Source organism: Blastochloris tepida, from assembly GCF_003966715.1.
Taxonomy (GTDB): domain Bacteria; phylum Pseudomonadota; class Alphaproteobacteria; order Rhizobiales; family Xanthobacteraceae; genus Blastochloris; species Blastochloris tepida.
The window spans coordinates 2,308,245-2,321,705 of sequence record NZ_AP018907.1 but is presented as its reverse complement, the minus strand read 5'-3'; the positions used below and the strand labels follow the sequence as shown (position 1 = coordinate 2,321,705).

Below are 13,461 nucleotides of genomic sequence, written 5' to 3'. Positions count from 1 at the left end.
TCCGCGCCATGTCGCGAGTCATTCCCCGCATCGTGGTGGCGGCGGCCGTCGCCAGCGTCGTTGCCGGCTGCGGGCTGCGCATGTTCGAGCAGCGCGAGCCCTGGCGCACGGAAGCCGAAGTCGCCTGCATCTCCGAAGGGCAGGTGAGGCCGAGCGACCATATCCGGCCGGCCTCGGAGATCGACGGGGAAGGGGCCTGCGGCATGACCCGGCCGTTCAAGGTCTCCGCCTTCGCCGACGGCTTCATCGCGGTGAAGCCGCAGGCGACCCTGGCCTGCCCGATCATCCCGCAATTGCAGGCGTGGGTGTCGGAGAGCATCCAGCCCGCGGCGATGCGCTGGTTCGGCCAGCCGGTGGTCGAGATCCGGCAGATGTCGTCCTATTCGTGCCGCGGCCAGAACGGCCAGGCGGGCGCCAAGATTTCCGAGCACGCCTTCGGCAATGCGCTCGACATCGGCTCGTTCAGGCTGGCCGACGAGCGGGTGGTCTCGGTGCGCGACCACTGGACCCGCGGTACGCCGGAGGAGAAGGGCTTCCTGCGCGAGGTGGCCGGCGCCGCCTGCAGGCGCTTCACCACCGTGCTCGGCCCCGGCTCCAACATTTTCCACTACGACCACATCCACGTCGATCTGGCCCGCCGCAAGTCGCGCGACATCTGCAAGCCCGGCGTGCTGCCGACCGGTCCGTCGCCGGCCGACCTGATGGTGCGCAAGGGGCCGGAGCTCAACAGGAGCCCGGATCCCGCCCGGGGCCCGGTTCCCGTTGCCGGCATCGCTGCCGGCCGGCCGGATGCGATGCCGACCGGCGCGATCCGCCAGAGTGCGCTGCCGCCGCCCCGGCCGGTCGCGCAGCGGCCGATCGATCCGCAGTCGATCGACGAGGCGATGCCCGGCGGCCGGATGCCCACCGCCATCCCCGGCTCGGACTGAGCGGCGCGGTCATTCCCGGCCGAGGCAAAGCCGAGAGCGAGTAGGGCGGATCAGCGAAGCGTAATCCGCCACTTTCGCTGCTCGTCTCGGCGCAATACGCTTCGCGATTGCGCCCTACGATGCTCGGGCTTCGTCATCCCGGCCGAGCGCAGCGAGAGCCGGGATCGTTCTCCGGAAAAGACCTCCTTTCCGGCTGACGGTCCCGGGTCGCGCGCGCTGCGCGCTTGCCGGGACGACAGAGAAACCCCGCGCGCCCCGCCCAAATTTTCAGTGTGTAGGGCGGATTAGCGAAGCGTAATCCGCCACGTCCGCCATCAGCCTTGCGTCACGGATCGGCGCAATACGCTTCGCTATTGCGCCGTACGCGCCGTTCGGGACGGCACGCGGGTCAGAACAGCCCGAACATCCTGGCCGGATTGGCGCGGGTATCGGCGGGCTTCGGCTCGACCGGCGGCACCAGCGGCACCGGGTCGTCCACCGGCGGCAGCGCCGACATCACCCGGCTCGCCGGGAAGGTGACGATCACCTCGGTGCCCTCGCGCACCTTGGAGGCCAGCGTGAACGTGCCACCGTGCAGGTCGACCAGGCTCTGGACGATCGGCAGGCCGAGTCCCGCCCCCTGTTCGGCGCTCTTGATGGCGTTCGAGCCCTGGCCGAACGACGACAGCACCACCGGCAGCTCGTTCTCGGGGATGCCGGGGCCGTTGTCCTTGACGGTGAGGTACTGCCCGCCCGAGGCCGTCCAGCCGACCTTGATGCAGATCTCGCCGCCCTGCGGCGTGAACTTGATGGCGTTGGAGAGCAGATTGAGGGTGATCTGGCGCAGCGCGCGCTCGTCGGCCCACAGCGCCGGCAGGTCGGTCTCGTAGAGCTCGGTGATCTTGATGCCGCGCGTCTTGGCCCGCATCGACAGAAGCCGCACGCAATCCTCCGCCACCGCCACCAGCGGCACCGATTCCTCGTTGAGCTGGTAGCGCCCGGCCTCGATGCGCGACAGGTCGAGGATCTCGTTGATCAGCGTCAGCAGGTGCTGGCCGGAGGCGTGGATGTCGGCGGAATATTCCTTGTAGGTCGCCACCTTGTGCGGGCCCAGCACCTCGGTCTTCATCACCTCCGAGAAGCCGAGAATGGCGTTGAGCGGCGTCCGGAGCTCGTGGCTCATCTGCGCCAGGAAGCGCGACTTGGCGACATTGGCCGCCTCGGCGCGGCGCGCCGCCTCGTCGGAGCGCGCCTTGGCCTGTTCCAGCTCGCCGATCAGCGCCTCCTTTTCGGCCCGCGCCTCCAGCATCGCCAGCGCGTTGGCGTGCAGGTGGCGCGCCAGCGCGTAGTAATAGATTTGGCCGGCGGCGGCGATGCCGGCGAGAACATAGTCCTGCGGCCGGCCGGAGGTGGCGTAGATCGTCACCAGCGCCACGGTCACCGGCAGCGTGCCGGCGATCGCCGCGCTCGGCAGCCCGGCCGACAGCAGGCTGAGCACGGTGGTGAACAGCAGCATGGCGAACAGGGTGAACTCCCCGGCGCCGGGCGTGCCGTTGCCGTGAAGCTGCATGACGTGCACCACCCACGAGGCGCCGAGCAGGAAGTCGAGCGCGGTCAGCAGCACGCGGGTCTGCCGCACCCGCATCGGGCTGGCGTCCGAATCGACGAACTTGCGGCAGACGAGGATGGCGATGCCGTGGATCGCCAGCACCAGGGCGGTCCACGCCGCGGCGGTGAGCGGCCCGCTCCACATCGCCGACGACAGGCCGACCACCACGATCAGCAGCAGCATCGGCAGCGCCGCCGTCAGCCGGCTCTTGGCGAACAGCCGCGTCAGCTCCAGGTCGAACGCCGGGCGGGTGCCGGTGGTCGAGGTCAGCCGGTCGCGGGCCTCGCGCACGCGCCGCGCCGTAGCGCGCCGCCGTTCGTTCGCGGCGCGCACGGCATCGTCCATCTCGCGCCGCTCCGAACCGGTCGCCGTCACCACGCCTTCCCCACCCCGTTCATGAAGCGAGATTGAACGAAGATGGTTAAGGCGCCCCTGATGGACATGGTTAACGCTGTCGCCTTCGCCTCAACACGGCAGCGAGGGGACGTTGACGCGGGGGACGTTAACGCGGGGGGCGGTAATCTCGGCGCATGGCCTTCCGATTCGCCCGCCGCTGGCCGCTGCCGCTCGACATTGCCGGCGCGCTTGTTCTCGCGCTCGGCGTGGCGTGGCTCGGCACGCTCGGCGGCTCGCCCACCTGGACCGGCGGATCGGGTGAGGTGTCCGGCATCGCCCGGGTGATCGACGGCGACAGCCTGCGCATCGGCAATGCCGAAATCCGCCTCTACGGCATCGACGCGCCCGAACGGTCGCAGACCTGCGAGCGCGACGGCCGGTCCTGGCCGTGCGGCGAGGCCGCCCGCCGCCGGCTGGCCGATCTGGCCGAGTATCGCCTGATCCGCTGCCGGGTGCGCGACACCGACCGCTACCGCCGGGCGGTATCGGAGTGCGAGGCGGGCGGCGCCGACCTCGCCCGGCAGATGGTGCGGGACGGGCTCGCGGTGGCCGAGAGCGGCTATTTCGTCGAGGAGGTCCAGGCCCGCATCGGCGGGCGCGGCCTGTGGGCCGGCCGGTTCGTGCGGCCGTCGGAATGGCGGCGCAGCCACCCGCACCCGCCGCATTGACACGGTTTCCGGTTGATCCCTTCGGGATACCGGAAACGGTATGAACCCGTCCGACCCCTTTACGTCCGCCGCGCAACACACCATGTTCGGGGCATGAAACAGGGTTATCTTCTGATCGGCCTCCTGGCCGCGACGATCATCGTGTCCGCCATCCTGTTCACGACCAATCCGGACATGGCGCAGCGCTATGCCGAGATGCGGCGCGAAGCCACCCTGAGCGAGGACGTCCAGAACGTCGTCATGCTGGTGATCGCGCTCGGCGTTGGCGGCTATCTCGGCTGGCATTACCTCAAGCGCGATTGAGCGCGAGCGGGGAGCGCAATCCTGGCTGCAGGCCGCCCGGCTTGCGCCGCCGAAGACCATGTCACACGGAAGCCGGCCGCCGCGGCCGGCGTTCCGCATTCCGCATCAGGAGGACCTCATGTCTGTCGCCGCCGAACAGGTGCGCGCTGCACTCGCTGCCATCCGCACCCCGGACGGCCGCCCGCTGACCGAGGCGGGCGTGCTCTCCGACATCGTCGTCACCGACGGCAAGGTCGCCTTCTCGCTCACCGTCGCCGCACCGCAGGTCAAGGCGTGGGAGCTGGTGCGCCAGGCCGCCGAGGTGGCGGCCAAGGCGGTGCCGGGCGTGACCGACGCCTTCGTGGCGCTGACCGCCGAGCGCGCCCCCGGCCATGAACGCGCGGCCGGTGAGCGGGCCGCCGGCGCGGCCCCGGCCCGGCCGGCGGCGGCCCCGGGCATCCGCAGCCAGGGCATCCCCAACGTGTCCCACATCATCGCGGTCGCCTCCGGCAAGGGCGGCGTCGGCAAGTCGACCACCGCGGCCAATCTGGCGCTCGGCCTGCAGAGCCTCGGGCTCAAGATCGGCGTGCTCGATGCCGACATCTACGGCCCGTCGATGCCCAAGCTGCTCGGTATCCACGGCCGGCCGGACATGGCGAGCGGCCGCATGCTGCGCCCGCTCGACGGCTTCGGGCTCAAGGTGATGTCGATCGGCTTCCTCGTCGAGGAGGACACGCCGATGATCTGGCGCGGGCCGATGGTGATGAGCGCCATCACCCAGATGCTGCGCGAGGTGGAATGGGGCACGCTCGACGTGCTGGTGGTGGACATGCCGCCGGGCACCGGCGACGCCCAACTCACCATCGCCCAGCAGGTGCCGCTGGCCGGTGCGGTGATCGTCTCGACGCCGCAGGATCTGGCGCTGATCGATGCCCGGCGCGGCATCGCGATGTTCAAGCGCGTCGACGTGCCCTGCCTCGGCATCGTCGAGAACATGAGCTATTTCCTGTGCCCGAACTGCGGCACCCGGTCGGACATCTTCGGCCATGGCGGCGCGCGGGCGGAGGCTGGGCGGCTCGGCGTGCCATTCCTGGGCGAGGTGCCGCTGCACATGGCCATCCGCGAGACCTCCGATTCCGGCCGGCCGCTGATGGCGTCCGAGCCGCAGGGGCCGCACGCGGAGATCTACCGCGCCATCGCCGAGCAGGTGTGGGGCCAGCTTTCCGCCGGCGCGGTGGGGCGGCCGGCGCCGCGCATCGTGATCGAGGCTTGATACGGTTTCCGGTTGATCCCTTCGGGATACCGGAAACGATCTCGCCGAAAATCCTTTGTTCGATAACGGGATTTTCGGCGATCGGAATACGGTTGTCCGGCTTGATCAGCCGGAAACCGTATGGTCCCTCTTGCCGGAGTTCGCCGGTCCGGAAAATCCGAATTGCCGCAAGGTGCTGCGGCGGGCGTCCGCGTCCGCCGCCCCCTGGGCGCGCCGGATTCCATTTCGCCGAACATGGGATAGAGTGCGCCGGGGCTTGGGAGCACGGTTTGCGCCGGCGGGCCCGGCGCGAAGGGACGGAAATACCCATTGTGGTGGAACGTCCGGCCGGCGCGGCCGGCCTCCGCCTGTCGCCGATTCGTCCGCAACGCCGGCACAGGCCGGTTGATGCGGCTTCCGGCCGATCCCTTCGGGATGCCGGAAGCCGGACAACGAGGCGCCCTGAGTGAGGAGAAACGAGAAGATGGACCGCCGCCAATTCGTGAAAACCGCCGGGATTGGAGCCGCCGCCTCGGCTTCGCTTGCCGCCCCGGCGATCGCCCAGTCCGCCCCGGAGGTCAAATGGCGCCTCGCCTCGAGCTTCCCGAAGTCGCTGGACACGCTGTTCGCGTCCTCGGAGGTGTTCGCCAAGGCGGTCGCCGAGATGACCGACAACAAGTTCCAGATCCAGGTGTTCGCGGCCGGCGAGATCGTGCCAGGGCTGCAGGCGCTGGACGCCACCACCAATGGCACCGTCGAGATGTGCCACACCGCCTGCTACTACTATCTCGGCAAGGACCCGACGTTTGCGCTGCTCACCGGCATGCCGTTCGGCCTCAATGCCCGCATGGCGGACGCCTGGTTCACCCATCTCGGCGGTAATGAGCTCGCCAACGAGTTCCTCGCCAAATACAACGTCATCGGCTTCCCGGGCGGCAGCACCAACGCCCAGATGGGCGGCTGGTACCGCAAGGAGATCCGCGACGTCGCCGATCTGCAGGGCCTGAAGTTCCGGGTCGGCGGCTTCGCCGGGCGGATCCTCTCCAAGCTCGGCGTGGTGCCGCAGCAGACCGCGGCCGGCGACATCTATCCCTCGCTGGAAAAGGGCACCATCGACGCCGTCGAATGGGTCGGCCCCTATGACGACGAGAAGCTCGGTCTCTACAAGGTCGCCAAGTACTACTATTACCCGGCGTGGTGGGAAGGCGCCTCGATGATCCACAATCTCATCAACATCGAGAAGTGGAACGAGCTGCCCAAGTCCTATCAGGCGGTGGTGCGCACGGCGTCCGCCATGCAGAATGACTGGCTGGGCTCGCGCTACGACTCGCTCAACCCGGCGGCGCTGAAGCGCCTCGTGGCGGCGGGCACGCAGCTGCGTCCGTTCCCGCAGCCGGTGATGGAAGCCGCCTACAAGGCCGCCAACGAGGTCTATGCCGAGGTGACGGCCGCCAATCCCGAGTTCAAGAAGATCTATGACAGCGTCGTCGCCACCCGCGCCGACCAGTATCTGTGGTGGCAGGTGGCCGAATACACCTACGACACCTTCATGATCCGCACCCGCGCCCGCGGCGGCTGAGCGGGTGCCTGTCGCCCCGGCCAAGGGCCGAAGGCCCGCGAGCCGGGGCCGTCCTCCGGAAGGGGTGCCTCGTTCTGCACACGATCCCGGGTCACGCAGCTTCGCTGCTTGCCCGAGATGACGCGGCACACAAGAGGATCCCGGCCCGACACCAACACGTCCAGCACGATCGGCAACGAAAAAGCGCCCGGCGGTTTCCCGCCGGGCGCTTTCCGTATCAACCGGTCGTCAGGCTCATGCGGTTTCCGGCTGAACAAGCCGGAGAACCGCTTTCCGATCGCCGAAAAATCCCTTCCGGATCAAGGATTTTTCGGCGAGTGCGTTTCCGGTATCCCGAAGGGATCAACCGGAAACCCGCGTCAGTGATGCGCCAGGATGGCGAGCAGCAGGAGCGCGACGATGTTGGTGATCTTGATCATCGGGTTCACGGCCGGGCCCGCGGTGTCCTTGTAGGGATCGCCGACGGTGTCGCCGGTCACCGACGCCTTGTGGGCCTCGGAGCCCTTCTGGTGGACCTTGCCGTCCTTGTCGGTGAAGCCGTCCTCGAACGACTTCTTGGCATTGTCCCACGCGCCGCCGCCCGAGGTCATCGAGATGGCGACGAACAGGCCGGTGACGATGACGCCGAGCAGGAGCGCGCCGACCGTCGAGAACGCCGCCGACTTGCCCGCGGCGCCGCCGCCGGCGATGTAGTAGATCGCGAAATAGACCACCACAGGCGACAGCACCGGCAGCAGCGACGGGATGATCATCTCCTTGATCGCCGCCTTGGTCAGCATGTCGACGGCCCGGCCGTAATCGGGCTTCTCCTTGTAGTCCATGATGCCCGGCTTCTCGCGGAACTGCCTGCGCACTTCCTCGACGATGGCCGAGCCGGCGCGGCCGACCGCCATCATGCCCATGGCGCCGAACAGATACGGCAGCAGGCCGCCGAACAGCAGGCCGACCACGATGTAGGGGTTCGACAGCGAGAAGTCGACCGAGACGCCCTCGAAGTACGGGAAGGTCGCCGAATTGGCGATGAAGTACTTCAGGTCTTCGCTGTAGGCGGCGAACAGCACCAGGGCGCCGAGGCCGGCCGAGCCGATGGCGTAGCCCTTGGTGACGGCCTTGGTGGTGTTGCCGACCGCGTCGAGCGCGTCGGTGGCCTTGCGGACCTCCTTCGGCAGGCCGGCCATCTCGGCAATGCCGCCGGCATTGTCGGTGACCGGGCCGAAGGCGTCGAGCGCCACGATGATGCCGGCCAGCGACAGCATGGCGGTGACCGCCACCGCGATGCCGAACAGGCCGGCGATCGAGTAGGTGGTCAGGATGCCGGCGATGATGACGATGGTCGGCAGCGCGGTGGATTCGAGCGAGACCGCGAGGCCCTGGATGATGTTGGTGCCGTGGCCGGTGACCGAGGCCTGGGCGATCGACACCACCGGGCGCTTGCCGGTGCCGGTGTAGTACTCGGTGATCACCACGATCAGCGCGGTGACGACGAAGCCCATCACCGCGCAGACGAACAGGTCGAGCGAGGTGAAGGCGACACCGCCATTGGTCTTGAACTCGGTGGCGAAGCCGCCGAACAGCAGGACGTTGACGAGCGCGATCGCCGCGATCGACAGCACGCCGGTGGCGATCAGGCCCTTGTAGAGGGCGCCCATGATCGACTGGCTGGGGCCGAGCTTGACGAAGAAGGTGCCGGCGATGGAGGTCGCCACGCACACCGCGCCGATCGCCAGCGGGTAGAGGATGATGGAGTTCAGCACCTCCTGCCCGGCGAAGAAGATCACCGCGAGAACCATGGTGGCGACCGCGGTCACCGCATAGGTCTCGAACAGGTCGGCGGCCATGCCGGCGCAGTCGCCGACATTGTCGCCGACGTTATCGGCGATGGTGGCCGGGTTGCGCGGATCGTCCTCCGGAATGCCGGCCTCGACCTTGCCGACGAGGTCGCCGCCGACGTCGGCGCCCTTGGTGAAGATGCCGCCGCCGAGACGGGCGAAGATGGAGATCAGCGAGGCACCGAAGCCCAGCGCCACCAGCGCGTCGACCACGACGCGGTCGCTGGGGGCATAGCCCATGAACTGGGTCAGCACGGTGAAGTAGACGGCGACGCCGAGCAAAGCGAGGCCCGCCACCAGCAGGCCGGTCACCGCGCCCGCCTTGAAGGCGAGCTCGAGGCCGCCAGCCAGCGACTGGGTGGCCGCCTGGGCGGTGCGCACATTGGCCCGGACCGACACGTTCATGCCGATGAAGCCGGCCGCGCCCGACAGCACCGCGCCGATGGCGAAGCCGATGGCGACGGTCGGCGACAGCAGCCACGCGACGAGGCCGAAGATCACCACGCCGACCACCGAAATGGTGATGTACTGGCGCTTGAGATAGGCCGACGCGCCTTCGCGGATCGCCGCCGCGATCTCCTGCATGCGCGCATTGCCGGCATCGGCGGCCATGAGCGACTTCGTCGCCCAGACGCCGTATACGATCGACAGCAAGCCGCCGATGATTATGAGTACGAGAGCTGTCATCCACCCCACCTTGGTTTCGTCAGTGGCCGGGCCGCATGCCGCAAACGGATCGGCAGGACCGGCGTGTTCGCCCGCCCCGCTGGAACGGTCTCGCGGCTGCTGGCGAGAAGCGCCGGCTTTCTAGCAAATGGCCCACTCTTCGCAATGGCCGCGCACAAGCACGCCGGGGACAGTCGGTCGGTTCGGGTTTGCAGTGCAGCGAATGATTGCGGACAAAACCACGGCAATACAGCAGGCTACCGCAAAAACCGGGGAGGGAGCGCGTAGCGGCCCGCAGCGTTTCGGCAGCAACCCCAAACTAAAGGATAATACGGGTCCCGGTCGGCCGGGCCGGGGAACGGTCTTCCAACCGGTGCAAACCCCGTTGCCGAACAAGGGATTTTCGGCGCCACCGTTTGCGGCGCCCCGAAGGGATCAACAGGAAGCCGTATAATGCCAGCGGCCCAGACGCTGACGCGTGGGGCCGCCGAGTCTCGCGGGTTTTCTTTTGTGAAATCAATGATTTCGCGAAAATCCGCGACCGGAGCCAACGGCCCGCTTTCGCGGCCGTTGGTATAAGCTCTTGAGTTGCGCAGTCTCTTCCGCAGGGCCGGGGTCCATTCCTGCCCGGAATGCTTTGGGCCGAACATGCCGGCACACGTGTCGGCTATACCGACTGGACCGCAGTCTTTGCTGCGCTGCAGCGACGTCTTTTGCTTAATTATTCCTTTCGGAATTCGGTAATCTGTCTTTTCTGAAACCGAATAAATCCAGCCTTTACGAATTGTCATGAGAATAACAAGGCTTGTTGCAGTCCATATCCCGAAATGACGTTCGAGAGGACGTCCGGCCGGCGACTGCGCGGCGATCGAAACTGCACGGCGATTGATTTCGTGCGGCGGCAAGGGCGCGGGAACGGACGGTGACTGCGAATCCCAGGATCGGTGCGGCGAACGACGACGCCATCTGCGCCCCGCCGCCGAAGGCCGGGGAGGGACCCTGCACGCCGCCGTCCGGCGCTCCGCCGGCCGGCGACTCCGCACACCTGCTGGATGCGCTGAACGCCACCGCCTTCGTGGTGGTGGCCGACGCTCAGGGCCGCATCATTGAGGTCAACGGCAAGGCCTGCGACATCAGCGGCCATGCCCGCGCCGACCTGACCGGCCGCAGCTTTCGCGCGTTCGTGTCGCTCGCCCGCGCCGCGGCGGCCGTGCGCCGGATGCGCCGGGCGCTGGCATCCGCCGGGACGTGGCGGGGCGATCTCTGCCTGCGCACCGCCGCGGGCGGCCATGTGTGGGCCGACGTCACCGTCACCGCGCGGCGGGGCGGGGATGGCGCGGCCGGCTATACCGCGATCGGTATCGACATCACCCAGCGCAAGCAGGTGGAGGAGGCCTACCGCCGCAGCGAGGCGCTCTACCGCTCGACCATGATGGCGCTGGGCGAGGGCATTCTCGTGCTCGACGGGCGCGGGCGCATCGTGTCCGCCAACCCGGCGGCCGAGCGCATCCTCGGCCTCAGCCATGACACGCTCGTCGCCGGAAAGCTCCGCTGGCAGGCGATCCGCGAAGACGGCAGCGACTTTCCGGTGCGGGAGTTCCCGGCCATGGCCACGCTGGCCACCGGCCTGGAGCATCGCGACGTGGTGATGGGGCTGCGCCGCGGCGACGACACCATCACCTGGATCTCGGTCAATTCGGAGCCGATCTTCGAGCAGGGCGACGCGATGCCCTCGCGGGTGGTCACCTCGTTCTCCGACATCACCGCCCGCAAGCAGGCGCAGGACGTGCTGAGCGAGGCGATCGCCGCGATTCCGGACGGCTTCGCCGTCTATGACCGCAACGACCGGCTGCTGATCTGCAACGACGCCTATCGCGACATCTATTCGCTGTCGGCCGAGGCGATCCGCCCCGGCGAGCGCTTCGAGACCATCCTGTATTACGGCCTGCGCAACGGCCAGTACCCCCAGGCCGGGGAGACCGACGCCCAGAGGGCGGCCTGGTTCGACGAGCGCCTGCGGCTGCACCGCCAGCGCTGCAGCGACGCCCTCCAGCAATTGCCCGGCGGCCGCTGGCTGCAATTGCGCGAGTGGCGCACGCCCTCCGGCTACACGGTGGGCCTGCGCGTCGATGTCAGCGAGCTCAAGCGCCAGTCGGCGACGCTGCAGGCGGTGGTCGACAATTTTCCCGGCGGCATCTCGTTCTTCGATGCCGACCTCAATCTGGTGGCCTGCAACAGCCAGTTCCGCACGCTGCTCGACCTGCCCGACGCGCTGTTCGCCGAGGGCCTGCCGACGCTGGAGATGATCTTCCGCGTCAATGCGGCGCGCGGCGAATACGGCCCCGGCGATCCGGACGAGCAGGTGCGCGCGCGCCTGGAGCTGGCCCGCAGGGCCGAGCCGCACATGTTCGAGCGCCTGCGCCCGGACGGCACGGTGATCGAGGTGCGCGGCACGCCGATCCCCGGCGGCGGCTTCATCACCACCTATGTCGACATCACCGCGCGCCGGGCGGCCGAGAAGCTGCTGAGCGACAGCGAGCGCCGCGCTCGCGAGAAGTCGGCGGCGCTGCAGATCACGCTCGCCCACATGAGCCAGGGCCTGACGATGTTCGACGCCGAAGGCCGGCTGATGGTGTGGAACGACCGTTATGTCGAGATGTACGGGCTGTCGCCCGACATCGTGAAGGCCGGCGCCAGTGTCGAGTCGATCCTCGCCTGCCGCCGCCGGATGGGCGGCGATCCCGGCTTCGAGGAGTTCGTGAGCGAGCTGCGGCGCGAGATCGGCCAGGGCCGCGCCTTCAGCACCACCGTACGGCTGGCCGACGGACGCTCCATCCTTATCGTCAACACGCCGATCGCCGAGGGCGGCTGGGTGTCGACGCACGAGGACGTCACCGAGCGCGAGCGCATCGCCCGCCAGATCAGCCATCTCGCCCACCACGACGTGCTCACCGGCCTCGCCAACCGCACCGCCTTCAAGGCGCATGTCGAAACGGCGATCGCCCGCGCCGCCCGCCGCGGCGAAAACGTCGGCCTGCTCCTGATCGACCTCGACCGCTTCAAGGCGGTCAACGACACGCTCGGCCATGCGGCCGGCGACCGCCTGCTGCAGATGGTGGCCGAGCGGATGCGCCAGCAGGTGCGGGCCGGCGACGTGGTGGCGAGGCTCGGCGGCGACGAGTTCGCCATTCTCCAGGACAGCGTGCCCCACCAGCGCGAAGGCGCCATTGCGCTCGCCACCCGGCTCATCGCCGTGCTGGGCGAGATCTATAATCTGGAAGGACGCCACGCCACCGTCGGCGCCAGCATCGGCATCGTGATTGCGCCCCAGGACGGCGACAAGGTGGACCAGCTCCTGCGCAATGCCGATCTCGCCCTCTACAAGGTCAAGGGCGGCGGCCGCAACGACTTCCGCATCTACGACAAGGCGCTCGACAGCGAGGCGCACGACCGCTGCCGGATCGAATGCGAGCTGCGCGAGGCCATCGCCGACGATGCGCTGCAGCTGCACTACCAGCCGATCGTGTCGCTGGCCGATGGCGGCGTCTGCGGCATGGAGGCGCTGGTCCGCTGGCCGCACCCCGCCCGCGGCTTCATGACGCCGGACCGCTTCATCGACATCGCCGAGGATTCGGGCCTGATCGTGCAACTCGGCGAATGGGCGATCCAGCGCGCCTGCCGGGATGCGGCGCGGTGGCCCGACCACGTCAAGGTCGCCGTCAACATCTCGCCGAGCCACATCAAGAAGCGCACGCTGTTCGACAGCGTCGCCCGCGCGCTGACGCAGCACGGCGTGAGGCCGCAGCGCCTCGAGATCGAGGTGACCGAGACCGTGCTGCTGCGGCACGACGACGAGATCCTGGCCGAGCTGCGCCGGCTGCGCAGCCTCGGCGTCTCGGTGGTGCTGGACGATTTCGGCATCGGCTATTCGTCGCTGAGCCACCTCCGGATGTTCACCTTCGACAAGGTCAAGATCGACCGGTCGTTCGTCGGCGAGATCACCGAGCGGCCGGACTGTGCAGCCATCGTCTGCGCCATCGCCGGGCTCGCCCGCAGCCTGGGCATGGCCACCACCGCCGAAGGCGTCGAGACCGAGCAGCAGCTCAAGCTGCTTCGGGCCGCCGGCTGCACCCAGGCGCAGGGCTATCTGTTCGACCGGCCGCAGCCCGCCACCGCGATCAACCTCGCCGCCACCATCCGGACGCTGGCGCTGTAGAGCATTCTCCGCGAAACGGGATGCCGGTTTTGCGAAAGAGAATGCTCCAGACCTCT

Annotated in this window: 9 protein-coding genes; 7 read left to right on the top strand and 2 right to left on the bottom strand. The window is 68.5% G+C overall.

Features of this window, described 5'->3' with window-relative positions:
• The first annotated feature begins 8 nt into the window (after window positions 1–8).
• Window positions 9–929, top strand: coding sequence for an extensin-like domain-containing protein (locus tag BLTE_RS10740; RefSeq protein ID WP_126400356.1), 921 nt, complete (start codon window positions 9–11; stop codon window positions 927–929).
• Window positions 930–1,317: 388 nt separating this feature from the next.
• Here BLTE_RS10740 and BLTE_RS10735 read toward each other — a convergent pair whose 3' ends face one another.
• The gene (locus BLTE_RS10735; protein WP_126402153.1) at window positions 1,318–2,862 is read right to left on the bottom strand and encodes a sensor histidine kinase; all 1,545 of its coding nucleotides are present in this window, start codon (window positions 2,860–2,862) and stop codon (window positions 1,318–1,320) included.
• A gap of 185 nt (window positions 2,863–3,047) precedes the next feature.
• On the opposite strand from BLTE_RS10735, the gene BLTE_RS10730 reads away from it, so the two are divergent.
• The 5 genes from BLTE_RS10730 to BLTE_RS10710 all read left to right on the top strand — a co-directional run bounded on the left by BLTE_RS10730 (window position 3,048) and on the right by BLTE_RS10710 (window position 7,060).
• Window positions 3,048–3,581 carry a thermonuclease family protein gene (locus tag BLTE_RS10730; RefSeq protein ID WP_126400353.1) on the top strand — a complete coding sequence of 178 codons (534 nt, stop codon included), beginning with the start codon at window positions 3,048–3,050 and terminating at the stop codon, window positions 3,579–3,581.
• Window positions 3,582–3,674: 93 nt separating this feature from the next.
• A complete protein-coding gene (locus tag BLTE_RS10725; protein ID WP_126400349.1) occupies window positions 3,675–3,884 on the top strand; it encodes a hypothetical protein in 210 nt (69 codons plus the stop codon).
• A gap of 118 nt (window positions 3,885–4,002) precedes the next feature.
• Window positions 4,003–5,136 (top strand): Mrp/NBP35 family ATP-binding protein, encoded by a 1,134-nt coding sequence (locus BLTE_RS10720; protein WP_126400346.1) that lies wholly within the window; start codon window positions 4,003–4,005, stop codon window positions 5,134–5,136.
• Window positions 5,137–5,599: 463 nt separating this feature from the next.
• Window positions 5,600–6,694, top strand: a complete 1,095-nt coding sequence (locus BLTE_RS10715) for a TRAP transporter substrate-binding protein (RefSeq protein ID WP_126400343.1) — start codon at window positions 5,600–5,602, stop codon at window positions 6,692–6,694.
• Between the two features lie 108 nt (window positions 6,695–6,802).
• Window positions 6,803–7,060, top strand: coding sequence for a hypothetical protein (locus BLTE_RS10710; protein WP_126400340.1), 258 nt, complete (start codon window positions 6,803–6,805; stop codon window positions 7,058–7,060).
• Here BLTE_RS10710 and BLTE_RS10705 read toward each other — a convergent pair.
• Window positions 7,054–9,210: a sodium-translocating pyrophosphatase gene (locus tag BLTE_RS10705; RefSeq protein WP_126400337.1), complete on the bottom strand. Its 2,157-nt coding sequence runs from the start codon at window positions 9,208–9,210 to the stop codon at window positions 7,054–7,056. The genes BLTE_RS10710 and BLTE_RS10705 overlap by 7 nt on opposite strands.
• A gap of 901 nt (window positions 9,211–10,111) precedes the next feature.
• Between BLTE_RS10705 and BLTE_RS10700 the strand changes: the two genes are divergently transcribed.
• On the top strand, window positions 10,112–13,405 hold the full coding sequence (locus BLTE_RS10700) for a PAS-domain containing protein (RefSeq protein ID WP_126400335.1): 3,294 nt from the start codon (window positions 10,112–10,114) through the stop codon (window positions 13,403–13,405).
• Window positions 13,406–13,461 lie beyond the last annotated feature (56 nt).